The sequence below is a fragment of the Kitasatospora cathayae genome (assembly GCF_027627435.1).
In the GTDB taxonomy this organism is placed as follows: domain Bacteria; phylum Actinomycetota; class Actinomycetes; order Streptomycetales; family Streptomycetaceae; genus Kitasatospora; species Kitasatospora cathayae.
Map to the genome: position 1 here is coordinate 3,120,408 of NZ_CP115450.1, position 14,983 is coordinate 3,135,390.

General features: G+C 71.4%; 13 protein-coding genes. 5 read left to right on the forward strand and 8 right to left on the reverse strand.

From position 1 onward, the window contains the following. Positions 1–5 precede the first annotated feature (5 nt). On the reverse strand, positions 6–1,364 hold the full coding sequence (locus O1G21_RS13725; protein ID WP_270143714.1) for an aspartate aminotransferase family protein: 1,359 nt from the start codon (positions 1,362–1,364) through the stop codon (positions 6–8). A 183-nt stretch (positions 1,365–1,547) separates the two neighbouring features. Further along, positions 1,548–3,041, reverse strand: a complete 1,494-nt coding sequence (locus tag O1G21_RS13730) for a gamma-aminobutyraldehyde dehydrogenase (protein WP_270143716.1) — start codon at positions 3,039–3,041, stop codon at positions 1,548–1,550. Between the two features lie 250 nt (positions 3,042–3,291). Between O1G21_RS13730 and O1G21_RS13735 the strand changes: the two genes are divergently transcribed. From O1G21_RS13735 to O1G21_RS13750, 4 genes are all read left to right on the forward strand, one after another. Further along, on the forward strand, positions 3,292–3,765 hold the full coding sequence (locus O1G21_RS13735; protein ID WP_030243538.1) for an Lrp/AsnC family transcriptional regulator: 474 nt from the start codon (positions 3,292–3,294) through the stop codon (positions 3,763–3,765). Next, on the forward strand, positions 3,762–5,156 hold the full coding sequence (locus tag O1G21_RS13740; protein WP_270143719.1) for an aspartate aminotransferase family protein: 1,395 nt from the start codon (positions 3,762–3,764) through the stop codon (positions 5,154–5,156). The genes O1G21_RS13735 and O1G21_RS13740 overlap by 4 nt, the downstream gene beginning before the upstream one ends. A gap of 227 nt (positions 5,157–5,383) precedes the next feature. Further along, the gene (locus tag O1G21_RS13745; RefSeq protein ID WP_270143721.1) at positions 5,384–6,139 is read left to right on the forward strand and encodes an ABC transporter ATP-binding protein; all 756 of its coding nucleotides are present in this window, start codon (positions 5,384–5,386) and stop codon (positions 6,137–6,139) included. Between the two features lie 27 nt (positions 6,140–6,166). Then, the gene (locus O1G21_RS13750) at positions 6,167–7,318 is read left to right on the forward strand and encodes a hypothetical protein (RefSeq protein ID WP_270143723.1); all 1,152 of its coding nucleotides are present in this window, start codon (positions 6,167–6,169) and stop codon (positions 7,316–7,318) included. Between the two features lie 16 nt (positions 7,319–7,334). On the opposite strand, the gene rlmN is transcribed toward O1G21_RS13750, so the two are convergent. The 6 genes from rlmN to rpsB form a co-directional block, all read right to left on the reverse strand. After that, positions 7,335–8,435 (reverse strand): 23S rRNA (adenine(2503)-C(2))-methyltransferase RlmN, encoded by a 1,101-nt coding sequence (rlmN, locus tag O1G21_RS13755; RefSeq protein ID WP_270143725.1) that lies wholly within the window; start codon positions 8,433–8,435, stop codon positions 7,335–7,337. A gap of 73 nt (positions 8,436–8,508) precedes the next feature. Then, complete coding sequence (locus tag O1G21_RS13760; protein WP_270143727.1) at positions 8,509–9,804, reverse strand: phosphatidate cytidylyltransferase; 1,296 nt, start codon at positions 9,802–9,804, stop codon at positions 8,509–8,511. 356 nt (positions 9,805–10,160) lie between these two features. Beyond that, positions 10,161–10,718 (reverse strand): ribosome recycling factor, encoded by a 558-nt coding sequence (gene frr / locus O1G21_RS13765; protein WP_270143728.1) that lies wholly within the window; start codon positions 10,716–10,718, stop codon positions 10,161–10,163. Between the two features lie 96 nt (positions 10,719–10,814). After that, the gene (gene pyrH / locus O1G21_RS13770; RefSeq protein ID WP_270143730.1) at positions 10,815–11,579 is read right to left on the reverse strand and encodes a UMP kinase; all 765 of its coding nucleotides are present in this window, start codon (positions 11,577–11,579) and stop codon (positions 10,815–10,817) included. A gap of 262 nt (positions 11,580–11,841) precedes the next feature. Then, positions 11,842–12,681 carry a translation elongation factor Ts gene (tsf, locus tag O1G21_RS13775; protein ID WP_270143732.1) on the reverse strand — a complete coding sequence of 280 codons (840 nt, stop codon included), beginning with the start codon at positions 12,679–12,681 and terminating at the stop codon, positions 11,842–11,844. A 129-nt stretch (positions 12,682–12,810) separates the two neighbouring features. Continuing rightward, positions 12,811–13,650: a 30S ribosomal protein S2 gene (gene rpsB, locus O1G21_RS13780; protein WP_270143734.1), complete on the reverse strand. Its 840-nt coding sequence runs from the start codon at positions 13,648–13,650 to the stop codon at positions 12,811–12,813. A gap of 733 nt (positions 13,651–14,383) precedes the next feature. On the opposite strand from rpsB, the gene O1G21_RS13785 reads away from it, so the two are divergent. Next, on the forward strand, positions 14,384–14,953 hold the full coding sequence (locus O1G21_RS13785; RefSeq protein WP_270143737.1) for a murein hydrolase activator EnvC family protein: 570 nt from the start codon (positions 14,384–14,386) through the stop codon (positions 14,951–14,953). The last annotated feature ends 30 nt before the right edge of the window (positions 14,954–14,983 follow it).

A 14,983-nucleotide genomic window follows, 5' to 3' on the forward strand; every position in this document is an offset into this window, starting at 1 on the left:
GTGCGTCAGACAGTGTGCGCGTCGGTGAGCGACAGCACCTCGTCCAGCACCGCGAGGCCGGCCTTGGCCTCCTCCTCGGTGACGGTGCACGGCGGGACGACGTGGAAGCGGTTCATGTTGACGAACGGCCAGAGCCCGCGCTGCTTGCAGGCCGCGGACAGCTCGGCCATCGGGGCGTTGTCGGCGCCCGCGGCGTTGTACGGCACCAGCGGCTCGCGGGTCTCCCGGTCCTTGACCAGGTCGAGCGCCCAGAACACGCCGAGGCCGCGCACCTCGCCGATCGAGGGGTGCCGCTCGGCCAGCTCGCGCAGACCGGGGCCGAGCACCGTCTCGCCGATGTGCTTGGCGTTCTCGACGATGCCCTCCTCCGCCATCGCGTTGATGGTGGCCACCGCCGAGGCGCAGGCCAGCGGGTGCCCGGAGTAGGTGAGCCCGCCGGGGAACGGCCGATCGGCGAAGGTGGCGGCGATCTCGGCGCTGATCGCCACCCCGCCCAGCGGCACGTAGCCCGAGTTGACGCCCTTGGCGAAGGTCATGAGGTCCGGCACGACGCCCCAGTGGTCGGCGGCGAACCACTCGCCGGTGCGGCCGAAGCCGGCCATCACCTCGTCCAGGATGAACACGATCCCGTAGCGGTCGCAGATCTCCCGCACCCCGGCCAGGTACCCCGGCGGCGGGACCAGGATGCCCGCGGTGCCGACCACCGTCTCCAGGATGACCGCCGCGACGGTGCCCGGCCCCTCGAAGGCGATCACCTGTTCCAGGTGCTCCAGCGCGCGCTCGCACTCCTGCGCCTCGTCCTCGGCGTGGAAGTTGGAGCGGTAGGCGTACGGGCCCCAGAAGTGCACCAACCCGGAGACTCCGGTCTCGTTGGCCCAGCGCCGCGGGTCGCCGGTGAGGGCGATCGCGTTGGCGGTGGCGCCGTGGTACGAGCGGTAGGTGGACAGCACCTTCTGCCGGCCGCTGTGCAGCCGGGCCAGCCGGACGGCGTTCTCCACGGCCTCGGCGCCGCCGTTGGTGAAGAAGATCTTGTCCAGGTCCCCCGGGGTGCGCTCGGCGATCAGCCGGGCGGCCTCGCTGCGCGACTCGACCGCGAAGCCGGGGGCGATGGTGCAGAGCTTCGCCGCCTGCTCCTGGATCGCGGCGACCACCTTCGGGTGCTGGTGGCCGATGTTGGTGTTGACCAGCTGCGAGGAGAAGTCGAGGTAGCGGTTGCCGTCGTAGTCCCAGAAGTACGAGCCCTCGGCGCCGGCCACCGCGAGGGGGTCGATCAGCGCCTGGGCGGACCACGAGTGGAAGACGTGCGCGCGGTCGGCGGCCTTGACGGCCTGGCCGGCGGCTGAGTCGGCGGTGGGGATGCTCATGCGGTAAGGCTAGGACGGGCCCCCGGGGAAGTGCAGCTTCATCTTGTCAGTCGGTCGCGCGATCCGCCGACAGGGTGCAAAGCGACGGGGCCCGGATCGAAAAGACCCGGACCCCTTGTCAGTTCATACGACCTGCACGTCGCCTCAGATGGCCGTCATGCTGCGCTCGACGGTCCTGACCCGCTAGATCGCGGTCATGACGTGCTTCACCCGGGTGTAGTCCTCGAAGCCGTACGAGGAGAGGTCCTTGCCGTAGCCGGACTTCTTGAAGCCGCCGTGCGGCATCTCGGCGACCAGCGGGATGTGGGTGTTGATCCAGACGCAGCCGAAGTCCAGGCGGCGCGACATCCGCATGGCGCGGGCGTGGTCCTTGGTCCACACCGAGGAGGCCAGCGCGTACTCGACGCCGTTGGCGTACTCGACGGCCTGGTCCTCGTCGGTGAACTTCTGCACGGTGATGACCGGGCCGAAGACCTCGTTCTGGACGATCTCGTCGTCCTGGTTCAGTCCGGAGACGACGGTCGCGGCGTAGAAGTAGCCCTTGTCGCCGACCCGGTGGCCACCGGCCTCGACCTTGGCGTGGGCGGGCAGCCGCTCGATGAAGCCGGAGACCTGCTTCAGCTGGTTGGCGTTGTTCAGCGGGCCGTACAGCACGTCCTCGTCGTCCGCGCCACCGGTCTTGGTCTCGGCCGCGGCCTTGGCCAGCGCCTCGACGAAGGCGTCGTGGATCGACTCGTGCACCAGCACGCGGGTGGCGGCGGTGCAGTCCTGGCCGGCGTTGAAGTAGCCCGCCACCGAGATGCCCTCGACGGCCTCGGCGATGTCGGCGTCCTCGAAGACCACGACCGGGGCCTTGCCGCCCAGCTCCAGGTGGACGCGCTTGACGTCCTTGGAGGCGGACTCGGCGACCTGGATGCCGGCCCGGACCGAACCGGTGATGGAGGCCATCGCCGGGACGGGGTGCTCGACCATCAGCCTGCCGGTCTCGCGGTCGCCGCAGATGACGTTGAAGACGCCGGCCGGCAGCTCCAGCTCCTTGAGGATGCCGCCGATGATCTCGGCCAGCAGCACGGTGGAGGCCGGGGTGGTGTCCGAGGGCTTGAGGACGACGGTGTTGCCCGCGGCGATGGCCGGGGCGAACTTCCAGACCGCCATCATCATCGGGTAGTTCCACGGCGCGACCTGGGCGCAGACGCCGACCGGCTCGCGGCGGATGATCGAGGTCATCCCGTCCATGTACTCACCGGCGGCCTTGCCCTCCAGCAGGCGGGCGGCGCCGGCGAAGAAGCGGATCTGGTCCACCATCGGGCCGATCTCCTCGGAGAGGGTCAGCGCGCGGGGCTTGCCGGTGTTGCGCACCTCGGCGTCGACGATCTCGTCGGCCCGGGCCTCGACCGCGTCGGCGATCTTGAGCAGCAGCTTCTGGCGGGTGCTCGGGGTGGCGTCGCGCCAGACCGGGAACGCGGCGGCGGCCGAGGCCATGGCGGCGTCCACGTCAGCGGCACCGGACAGCGGCGACGTCGCGTACACCTCGCCGGTGGCGGGGTCGACGATGTCGAGGGTGCGGCCGTCAGCCGCGCCGACGAACTCACCGTTGATGTAGTTGCGCAGCGTACGAAGGTCGCTCACGGGTCTCTCCTCGGTCTGGGCCTGCGGCGTTGCAGATTCCGGCGCCATGGTACGTCGGCGGGTCCGGCCTACGAAGGGCGCCGAGTGGCCGGGCGCCAAGCGGCGCGGTCCACTGGTGGCGGAATGCGCGCCGCCCGGCGGGGGCGCGCGCGTACCGTGCCAGGGTAGCCGCAATACTGCCGGTATCGACAGACGTATCGCCAATACGCAATGAAATCCGCAAGCGATTTCCAAGATCACGACGAAATCAGCAGTTTCCACGCTTGCGAACGGAGGAACGATCAGGCACAGTGGCGGCGTGGCCAACCGCGACCGGAACGCGAGCGTTCCCCTCGACGCCGCCTCCAAGGCGATCATCGAGCAGCTCCAGGAGGACGGGCGCCGCCCGTACGCCGCCATCGGCAAGGCCGTCGGCCTGTCCGAGGCAGCCGTACGGCAGCGCGTCCAGAAGCTGCTCGACCAAGGCGTGATGCAGATCGTCGCCGTCACGGACCCGCTCACCGTCGGCTTCACCCGCCAGGCGATGGTCGGCATCCGGGTCGAGGGCGACATCGAGCCCGTCGCCGACGCGCTGGCCGCCCTCGACGAGGTCGACTACGTCGTCTGCACCGCAGGCTCGTTCGACCTCCTGGCCGAGCTGGTCTGCGAGGACGACGAGCACCTGCTCGAACTGATCAACAAGCGCATCCGCGCGCTTCCCGGCGTGCGGAGCACCGAGAGCTTCGTTTACCTGAAGCTCCGGAAACAGACCTACACCTGGGGCACCCGATGACAGCCGACCCGGCGCAGAAGGACCTTTCCAAGACCGCCTACGACCACCTGTGGATGCACTTCACCCGCATGTCGTCGTACGAGAACTCCCCCGTGCCGACCATCGTCAAGGGCGAGGGCACGTACATCTGGGACGACAAGGGCCGGAAGTACATCGACGGCCTGGCCGGCCTGTTCGTCGTGCAGGCCGGTCACGGCCGCACCGAGCTCGCCGAGGTCGCCGCCAAGCAGGCCAAGGAACTCGCGTTCTTCCCGATCTGGAGCTACGCGCACCCCAAGGCCGTCGAGCTGGCCGAGCGCCTGGCCAACTACGCCCCGGGCGACCTGAACAAGGTCTTCTTCTCCACCGGTGGCGGCGAGGCCGTCGAGACCGCCTGGAAGCTCGCCAAGCAGTACTTCAAGCTGACCGGCAAGCCGACCAAGTACAAGGTCATCTCCCGCGCCATCGCCTACCACGGCACCCCCCAGGGCGCGCTGTCCATCACCGGCCTGCCGGGCCTGAAGGCCCCGTTCGAGCCGCTGGTGCCGGGCACCCACAAGGCCCCGAACACCAACATCTACCGCGCCCCGCACTACCTCGAGGGCCCCGACGGCACCGTCGACCCCGAGGCGTACGGCCGCTGGTGCGCCGACCAGGTCGAGGAGGCCATCCTCTTCGAGGGCCCCGAGACCGTCGCCGCCGTCTTCGTCGAGCCGGTGCAGAACGCCGGTGGCTGCTTCCCGCCGCCGCCCGGCTACTTCCAGCGCCTGCGCGAGATCTGTGACCGCCACGACGTGCTGCTGGTCTCCGACGAGGTCATCTGCGCCTTCGGCCGCCTCGGCACCATGTTCGGCGCCGACAAGTTCGGCTACGTGCCGGACATGATCACCTGCGCCAAGGGCATGACCTCGGGCTACTCCCCGATCGGCGCCACGATCATCTCCGACCGCATCGCCGAGCCGTTCTACAAGGGTGACAACACCTTCCTGCACGGCTACACCTTCGCCGGTCACCCGGTCTCCTCGGCCGTGGCGCTCGCCAACCTCGACATCTTCGAGCGCGAGGGCCTGAACCAGAAGGTGCTCGACAACGAGGCCGCCTTCCTGGGCACCCTGAGCAAGCTGCGCGACCTGCCGATCGTCGGCGACGTCCGCGGCAACGGCTACTTCTACGGCATCGAGCTCGTGAAGGACAAGGTCACCAAGGAGACCTTCAACGAGGAGGAGACCGAGCGCGTGCTCTACGGCTTCCTCTCGAAGGCCCTCTTCGACAACGGCCTGTACTGCCGCGCCGACGACCGTGGCGACCCGGTCGTCCAGCTGGCCCCGCCGCTGATCTCCGACCAGTCGACCTTCGACGAGATCGAGCAGATCCTGCGGACCAGCCTCACCGACGCGTGGGCGAAGCTCTGACCACCTGAGCCCTCTTCCCCACCCTCCGCCGAAGGGCGGTCCCGCTCCCCGCGGGGCCGCCCTTCGGCGTTCCCGCCACCGCCACCGAACATCACAGTCGCACGACCAAACATGCCTGAATGCGGGTGATTTGCCCGTGATGGCCCAGTGCGCCGCAACCGCGGCCGGTCCCGGTCGTTCTAATCTGACGACTGTCATATCCCTGCGGCCACCCAGGATGGAACCTCATGTCAGCGGCACCGCCTGACAACGACGTGCTGTGGGCCCGAGGGATCGTCAAGTCCCACTACGGCACCCCGGCCCTGCGCGGCATCTCCATCGGCGTCCGCGATGGCGAGGTGCTCGCCGTCACCGGCCCGCGCGGCTCCGGCAAGAGCACCCTGCTCGGCTGCCTCTCCGCCCAACTCCCGGTCGACAAGGGCGAGGTCTGGTTCAACAGCTCCCCCGTGCACACCCTCGGCCGGGCCGGCCGCGAACGGCTGCGCCGCGACCGCTTCGGCTTCGTCGGCTCCGAACCGCACCTGGTGCCCGAACTGACCGCCCGCGAGAACGTCGCCCTGCCGCTGCTGCTCGCCGGCGCCGGCAACAAGGCCGCCTACACCGCCGCCGACGAGTGGCTGGAACGCCTCGACGTCGGCGACATCGCCCGGCACCGGCCCGACCGGCTGATCCAGAGCCAGTGCCAGCGGATCGCCGTGGCCCGCGCCCTCGCGCCGCTGCCGCCCGTCGTCTTCGCCGACGACCCCACCGCCCCGCTGCACCGCGAGGCCGCCGACCAGGTCCTGCGGATACTGACCAGCGCGGCCCGCTCGCACCAGCTCACCCTCGTCCTGGCCACCCACGACCCCGAGCTCGTCCGGTTCGCGGACCGCGCCGTCGCCCTCGTCGACGGACGGCTCACCGCCCCCGCCGCACCCGTCTCGCGCGGCACCGCCGCCCCGGGCCCGGCCGGCGCCTCCACCGTCACGGCCACCCGCCGCTGACGAGGCCGAACCGCTGAAAGAGTCGACGTGTTCTACCTCCGTCTGGCCCGGGGCTACCGGGTGCCCGACCTCGGCCGCTGGCTGCTCACCGCACTGGCGGCCGCCGTCGTCGCCGCCTTCCTGCTGCGCTCCCTCGGCCGGGCGCTGAGCGACCCGCTCGGCGGCGCCGACGCGCTGGTCCGGTTGCTCTGGTGCCTGCCCCCGCTCGCCGCCGTCGCCTGGTTCGCGGCCGTCGCCGCCCGCTCGGTGCCCGCCCGGCGCCCCGAACGGATCGCCGGCCTCACCGCCGCCGGGGCCGGCTCCCGGCGGATCCGCGCCCTGATCGCCGTCGAGGTCGTCCTCGCCTGCACCCTCGGCAGCGTGCTCACCCTGCTGCTCTTCCTGGTGCTGCGCAACGACATCGCCGGACCCTCGCTCGCCCCCGACCTCGGCATGGGCGTGCCGCTGCCGGCCGCCGCACCGGTCACCCTGCTCGCCCTGGTCCCGCTCACCGCCGGCATCGCCGCCGGCTGCTCGGTGCCCGTCGCCGAGACCCTGCCCGGCGGCCGCACCCGCGGCCGCACCGGCTTCGGCCCGCTGCGGATCGCCGTACCGATCGGGCTGGTGGTGATCGGCGCCGCGCTCGAACTCATCGCCCTGCGGCCCGGCGCCCCCGCCGACGGCCGCCCGATCCACCTGCCCGCCGGGCTCGGCACCACCAGCACCGCCGCCCTCGGTGGCTGGGCCGCCGGCGCACTCGGCCTCGCCCTGCTCACCGGCCCGCTGCTCGCCTGGACCGGACGGCTGCTCGCCCTCGGTCGGCCCACCCCGCTGCGGCTGCTGGCCGGGCGCGGCCTCACCGCCCAGGCCCGCCGGCTCGGCCCGCCGCTGGCCGTCCTCACCCTGGTCATCGCCCTGGTGCTGACCACCATCCGCTACTGGATCGGCACGCCGGACAGCGCCGACGCGCTGCCCGCCGTCGAGGCCTGCCTGGTGCTCGGCTGCGCGGCCGCCGCGGTGATCGCCCGGCTCGCCGAGGTGCGCACGGACCGCCGGGATGTCACCGAAGCGCTGCTGCGCCTCGGTGCCTCGCCCCGGCTGCTGTTCGGCGCGGTCGCGCTGCGCACCCTCGCGGTGGGCACCACGCTGCTGGTGACCGGCGGGACGACCGCCGCGCTGGCGGCCGCCGGGCTGCGGTAGCCCCCCGCTCCCCCGCTCAGCCCGCCGCGGCGAGCTGGCCGCAGGCGCCGTCGATCTCCTGGCCGCGGGTGTCGCGGACGGTCGTGGGCACGCCGTGCGACTGGAGCCGGCGGACGAACTCCCGCTCGTCCTCCGGACGGGAGGCCGTCCACTTGGAACCCGGGGTCGGGTTCAGCGGGATCAGGTTGACGTGCACCCGGTGGTTCTTGATCAGCCGTCCGAGCAGGTCCGCCCGCCACGCCTGGTCGTTGATGTCCTTGATCAGCGCGTACTCGATGGAGATCCGGCGGCCGGACTTCTCCGCGTAGTTCCAGGCCGCGTCCAGCACCTCGGCGACCTTCCACCGGGTGTTCACCGGGACCAGTTCGTCGCGCAACTCGTCGTCCGGGGCGTGCAGCGACAGCGCCAGGCGGCAGCTGAGGCCCTCGTCGGCCAGCCGGTTCATCGCCGGGACGAGGCCGACGGTGGAGACGGTGATGCCGCGCTGGGACAGGCCGAAGCCGTCCGGCGCCGGGTCGGTGAGCCGGCGGATCGCGGCCAGCACCCGGTTGTAGTTGGCCAGCGGCTCGCCCATGCCCATGAAGACCACGTTGGACAGCCGCGCCTCGCCGCCCGGGATCTCACCGGCCTTCAGCGCGCGCATCCCGGCGGCGATCTGCTCGACGATCTCGCCGGTGGACAGGTTGCGGGTCAGCCCGGCCTGACCGGTGGCGCAGAACGGGCAGTTCATGCCGCAGCCGGCCTGCGAACTGATGCACATGGTGACCCGGTCGGGGTAGCGCATCAGCACCGACTCGACGAGCGTGCCGTCGAACAGCTTCCAGAGCGTCTTGCGGGTGGCGTCGTCGTCGCAGGAGACGTGCCGCACCACCGACATCAGCTCGGGCAGCAGGCTCTCGGTGAGCTTCTCCCGACTGGCGGCGGGGATGTCCGTCCAGCTCGCCGGGTCGTTCGACATCCGGCCGAAGTAGTGGTTGGAGAGCTGCTTGGCGCGGAACGGCTGCTCGCCCAGCTCGGCGACGGCCTCCTTGCGCTCGGCGGGGCTCAGGTCGGCGAGGTGTCGCGGGGGCTTGGCGCCGCGCGGCGCGACAAAGGTGAGTTCTCCGGGCTTAGGCATGGTTGTTCCAGTGTCGCAGACGTGCGAGGGCCCCGGACGCCTGGCGTCCGGGGCCCGCACTCGGATCCGTGGGTCAGCTGCCGACGAAGGCCGCCAGCAGCAGCCAGACCACCGGGGCGGTCGGCAGGAGAGAGTCCAGCCGGTCCATGATGCCGCCGTGGCCGGGCAGCAGGGTGCCCATGTCCTTGATCCCGAGGTCGCGCTTGATCATCGACTCGCCCAGGTCGCCCAGGGTCGCGGTGACCGCGGCGCAGCCGCCCAGGATCAGGCCCTGCCACCAGCTGCCGCCGTCGATGATCAGCTGCATCAGCACTGCACCCGCCAGCATCGACAGACCGATGCCGCCGGCCAAGCCCTCGCGGGTCTTGCCGGGACTGATCGTCGGGGCCAGCTTGGTCCTGCCGAACTTGTAACCCACCGCGTAGGCGCCGGTGTCGCTGCAGATCGTGACGATAAGGAAGAGCACGATCCGCTGGGGGCCGTCGTCGGCCGCCAGCATCATCGCCACGAAGGTCGCCAGGAACGGCACGTAGAAGGCGGTGAACACACCCGCCGTTATGTCCCGCAGGTAGTTCTCCGGCGGCTGGGCCATCCGCCAGACCATCACCGCCAACCCGGTCAGCGCCAGTGCGGCCGCGGCCCACTGGACGCCGGCCCAGTAGCCGCAGGCGACCATCGCGACACCGCCCACCACCAGCGGGACCAGCGGCGCCTTGATCTGCTTGCGCTCGGCGAGCCGGGTGGTCAGCTCCCAACTGCCGACCGCCACCGCAGCCATCACGACGAACAGGAACAGCGCCTTCACCACGAACAGCGAGGCGACGATCACCGCGCCGAGGCCCACTCCCACGCCTATGGCGGCCTGGAGGTTACGGCCACCGCGCTGCTTGCGCGGCTCCGGCTGCGGGGCGGGCTGGGCGGCCACTGGTGTCTCCTGCCCTGGATGGGACGACGGCACGAAGGGGGGCTGACCGGCCGCCCGGTGGCCCTGCGGCGGCGCGGGATGCAGCGGAGCCCCCGGGTACGGCGGGGTGCCGTGGCCGGGGGCGGGAGCGACGTCATCGGTTATCGCGCGCAGCACGACCGTCTCCGTCACGCCCGTCGGCGCCGGCTCGGACTGCTCGTCCCGGAACAGCGGGCCGCTCAGTCGGCCGGCCTCCCGGGCCTGGTCCGCGGCGGGGTCGGCCGGCCGACTGGGGGCCGTCGGCCGTCCGTGCGCCGCGTGCCGACCCGGGGCCGGGGGCTGCCCGGGTGCCTCGTTGCCGAACGCCTGGCTACCGGACGCCTGGTTACCGAACGCCGGACCCCGGGCCGGGCCGCGGTCGGGCGCGCCGGGGTGCGGGCCGGGATCGGCCGGTACCGGAGGCATGACTTGAGTCTCTTCCGCGTCGCCGCCCCAGTACACCGGAGGCTGCTGCGGGTGATCCGAACGGTGACCCTGGTCCCCCGGGGCGGCACCCGGCGCACCCTGGTGAGCGGCCTGGCCGCCCGGGTGGCCGGGCTGCCCCGGGAAGGGCTGTGCCTGGGCCGGTGCATCCGGAACGGGCTGGCCCTGGACCGGCGGAGCCGGGAGGGGCTGGCCCTGGACCGGCGCCGGATGCTCGCCGTACCCCGGCGCCGGATGGGCCGACGGCCGGGGTGCCTGCGGCTGCGGCGCCGGGCGGTAGGGCTGGAACTGCTGGTCGGACGGGCCCCAGTAGCCAGGGGCGTCAGGGGCGTCGTTCATCAGACCTCGAGCAGCTCGGCTTCCTTGTGCTTCAGCAGCTCGTCGACCATGGCCACGTACTTGGCCGTGGTGTCGTCGAGCTCCTTCTCGGCGCGGCGGCCGTCGTCCTCGCCGACCTCGCCGTCCTTGACCAGCTTGTCGATGGCGTCCTTGGCCTTGCGGCGCACCGAACGGATCGAGACCTTGGCGTCCTCGCCCTTGGTACGAGCGATCTTGATGAACTCGCGGCGGCGCTCCTCGGTCAGCTCGGGCAGCACCACCCGGATGATGGAACCGTCGTTCGACGGGTTGACGCCGAGGTCGGAGTCGCGGATCGCCTGCTCGATGGCCTTCAGAGCGGTCTTGTCGAACGGCGAGACGACCGCCATCCGGGGCTCCGGCACCGAGAACGAGGCCAGCTGGTTGATCGGCGTCACGGCGCCGTAGTACTCGGCCACGATCTTGGCGAACATCGCCGGGTGCGCACGGCCGGTGCGGATGGCCGCGAGGTCGTCCTTGGCGACCGAAACGGCCTTCTCCATCTTCTCCTCGGCCTCGAGGAGGGTCTCTTCGATCACTGTGATCTCCCTGTCCGGTTCATCTGCTGTTGTCCCGACCGGTGTCGGCATCGGGGCCGGTCGCGGCGGACGCCGGCCCGTACGGCTGGTTGCTGCTCAGGCCCGGACAGAATCCTGGCTGATGAGTGTGCCGATCTTCTCACTCTTCACCGCACGCGCGATATTGCCCTCCGCCAGCAGTTCGAAGACCAGCATCGGGAGGTTGTTGTCCTTGCACAGCGTGATCGCGGTGAGGTCGGCGACCTTGAGGTCGCGCGCGATGACCTCGGAGTACTCCAGCGCGTCGAACTTCACCGCGTCCGGGTTGGTCCGGGGGTCGGAGTCGTAGACGCCGTCCACGCCGTTCTTGCCCATCAGCAGGACGTCGGCGTGGATCTCCAGCGCGCGCTGGACGGCCGTGGTGTCGGTGGAGAAGTACGGCATGCCCATACCGGCGCCGAAGATCACCACTCGGCCCTTCTCCAGGTGCCGGACGGCCCGCAGCGGCAGGTACGGCTCGGCGACCTGGCCCATGGTGATGGCGGTCTGGACCCGGGTCTCGATGCCTTCCTTGACCAGGAAGTCCTGCAGCGCCAGGCAGTTCATGACGGTGCCGAGCATGCCCATGTAGTCGGAGCGGGCCCGGTCCATGCCGCGGACCTGCAGCTCCGCGCCACGGAAGAAGTTGCCGCCGCCGATGACCACCGCGACCTCGGTACCGGCGCGGACGACCGTGGCGATCTCCCGGGCGATCGCGTGCACGACGTCCGGGTCGACGCCGAGCCCGCCGCCACCGGCGAAGGCTTCACCGGACAGCTTGAGCAGCACCCGGCGACGCGAGCCCGCCTTGGGGTACTGCGCGGTCTCCTGCGTCTCCTGCATGGACTTCTCCTTTATTGCACCTGCTGGCTCACAGGCCTGGGTGTGCGGATACCCGGTCTGCGCGTACACGCGAGGAGGCCACTGCCGCGGGAACCGGTTCGGTGTCCTGCACGGCAATGGCCTCCTCGTCGTTCATGGTGCCGAAGCGGCCCGCCCATGGACGGTTGGCGCTGGGTGAGCCCGTTCGGCGATCCGCCCGCCCTGGTCAGCGGGCGGGGGCGGTTCCCAGCCTAAAGGGGCCGGGGACCAGGTGGAACGTGGCTCAGGCGCCGACGCGGAAGCGGGCGAAGCGCTTGAGGCTGACGCCGGCCTCCTCGAGGACCTTGGCGACGGTCTTCTTGTTGTCCTTCGCGAAGGCCTGCTCCAGGACGGAGTTCTCCTTCACGAAGCCGGTGACGCGACCCTCGACGATCTTCGGCAGGGCGGCCTCCGGCTTGCCCTCCTCGCGAGCGGTGGCCTCGGCGACGCGGCGCTCGTTCTCGAGGGCCTCGGCCGGGATCTCCTCGCGGGACAGGTACTTCGGCGCGAAGGCGGCGATGTGCTGCGCGACGTCCTTGGCGACCTCGGCGTTCTCCTTGTCCAGCTCGACCAGGACGCCGACGGCCGGCGGCAGGTCGGGGCTGGTCTTGTGCAGGTAGACCGCGACGAAGCCGTCACCGTCGAACTGGGCGAAGCGACGGAAGACGATCTTCTCGCCCAGGGTCGCGTTGGCCTCGTCCACGAACTGCTGGACGGTCTTGCCGGCCTCGATCTCGGAAGCCAGGGCGGCCTCCAGGTCGGCCGGGGCGCTCTTGGCGACGTGGGCGGCGATCGCGTCGGCGACCTCGACGAACTTCTCGCCCTTGGCGACGAAGTCGGTCTCGCAGTTCAGCTCGACCAGCACGCCGGACTTCTTGTCCTCGGCGATCAGCGCGGCGACGGCGCCGTTGGAGGCGTCACGGCCCTCGCGCTTGGCAACGCCCTTCTGGCCCTTGATGCGCAGGAGCTCGACGGCCTTCTCGACGTTGCCCTCGGCCTCGTCCAGGGCCTTCTTGCAGTCCATCATGCCGGCGCCGGTGAGCTCACGGAGCTTCTTGACGTCCGCAGCGGTGAAGTTCGCCATGGTGTGAATCTCTTCTCGCGTCTCGCGTGTCTGCGTGGGGATGCGCCGGGACCGATGGTTCGGCCCCGGCGCGGGAGAGAGGGGCACCCACCGGTGTCGTACCGGCGGGTGCCCCTCACCCTTGGTACGTCAGGCCTGCTCGGCCGGCGCCTCGGCGGCGGGAGCCTCGGCGGCGGGGGCCTCCTCGGCCTTCTTCTCGCCCTCGATGAGGTCCTTCTCCCAGTCGGCCAGCGGCTGGTCGGCGCCCGGCTCGGCCTTGGTGTCGCCCTTGGCGACACCGGCGCGGGCCTTCAGGCCCTCGGCCACGGCGTCAGCGATCACGCGGGTCAGCAGGGTGACGGAACGGATCGCGTCGTCGTTGCCCGGGATCTTGTAGTCGACCTCGTCCGGGTCGCAGTTGGTGTCGAGGATGGCGACGACCGGGATGTTGAGCTTCCGGGCCTCGCCGACCGCGATGTGCTCCTTCTTGGTGTCCACGATCCAGACGGCGCTGGGAACGCGCTGCATGTCGCGGATACCGCCGAGGGTCTTCTCCAGCTTGTCGTGCTCGCGCTGGAGGACCAGGAGCTCCTTCTTGGTGAGACCGGAGCCGGCCACGTCCGAGAAGTCCAGCTCGCCGAGCTCCTTGAGGCGCTGCAGGCGCTTGTAGACGGTCGAGAAGTTGGTCAGCATGCCGCCGAGCCAGCGCTGGTTCACGTAGGGCATGCCCACGCGGGTGGCCTGCTCGGCGATGGCCTCCTGGGCCTGCTTCTTCGTGCCGACGAAGAGGACGCTGCCGCCGTGGGCAACGGTCTCCTTGATGAACTCGAAGGCGCGGTCGATGTAGTTCAGCGACTGCAGCAGGTCGATGATGTAGATGCCGTTGCGCTCGGTGATGATGAAGCGCTTCATCTTCGGGTTCCAGCGACGGGTCTGGTGACCGAAGTGGACGCCGCTCTCCAGCAGCTCCCGCATCGTGACGACGGCCATGGCCGTTCTCCTCAGGTGTTACGGCCCGGCTGCGGCGGTCCTGCGGGGGTTTCCCGTTGGGCGGTCGCCTACGGCCGGGTCAGGCTCGGTTTGTCCGTGGCGGCCAGGTGACAGCCACGCCTGACGCCCCGATCGTGCCGAGCCGCTTCCACCCGCCCGGTCCGGAGACCGGTCGGGCTCGGCGGACCGAGCGGCACTCGCACCTGGCGGGGCTGCGGACAAGCCGCGTCCGACCGCCGGTGGCGGGGCGTGCGAAGTCGACCCGGTGGACCGGGCCGCGTGTGAAGTGTACGGGAAGCGCCGAGCGGCGAGCGACTTCGCGGGCGCCGGAGGGCCTGCGGACGGGCCGCGCCCCGGCGGCGGAAGGCCTGGGAGGAGCCGGGGAAACGGCTGCGGTGGGCGGCTCCGCGGCGGTCGGAGGACGGTGACCGACTGGTCGGCGGTCTGCCCGCTGACCGGCCCTGGTATGCCGTTTGTACACCGGATGGCGGCGTCCGTACACCCGTCCGGGGGATCGCGATCGGGTGCGGGGGCGGTTTGTCCACAGGTATCCGGAAGTGGGTGGTGCGGGGGGGCGGGGCGCGGCCAGCCTCGGGGCATGACTGGGCGCAATGGGTTTCGACGGATGTGCACCGGGGTGGTGCTGGCGGTGGTGCTCGCCTTGGCGGGTGGTGTGGGGGTGCCGGGAGTAGGGACGCCGGGGGTTTGGGTGCCGCGAGTGGAGGTGCCGGGGGTGGGGGTGCCGGGGGCGCGGCGGGCGGAGTGGGCGGCGTGGGCGGCTGGCGGGGGAACCGGCGGCAGCGAGGCGCCGGGTACGGACGGCGGCCCGGGTGGTGGTTCCGGTCGGGGTCCGGCCCGGGCCTGGCCGGTGGGTGGCGGGCCGGGTGAGGTGCTGGGCCGGTTCGAGCCGCCGGCGAAGCCCTGGGCGGCCGGACACCGGGGTGTGGACCTCGCCGCCGCGCCCGGGGAGGAGGTACGGGCGGCGGCCGCCGGGATGATCGCGTTCTCCGGGCTGGTGGCGGGGCGACCGGTGGTGACCGTCGCCCATCCCGGCTCCGGGACTCCCCCGCTGCGCACCACCTACCTGCCCGTCACCGGCACCCTGCCGGTCGGCACCGCGGTCGCCGCCGGGCAGGTGATCGGGCGGCTCGCCCCGGACGGGCGGCATTGCGGCACGCGCACCTGCCTGCACTGGGGGCTGTTGCGCGGCGGCCGCTACCTCGATCCACTGGCCCTGCTCGGCGCGGGCCGGGCGCGCCTGCTGCCGCTGGGCGGCACCGGGCACGGGGACGCGGATGGGTAGGGCAGGTCGGACGGCGTGAACGGCATGGAG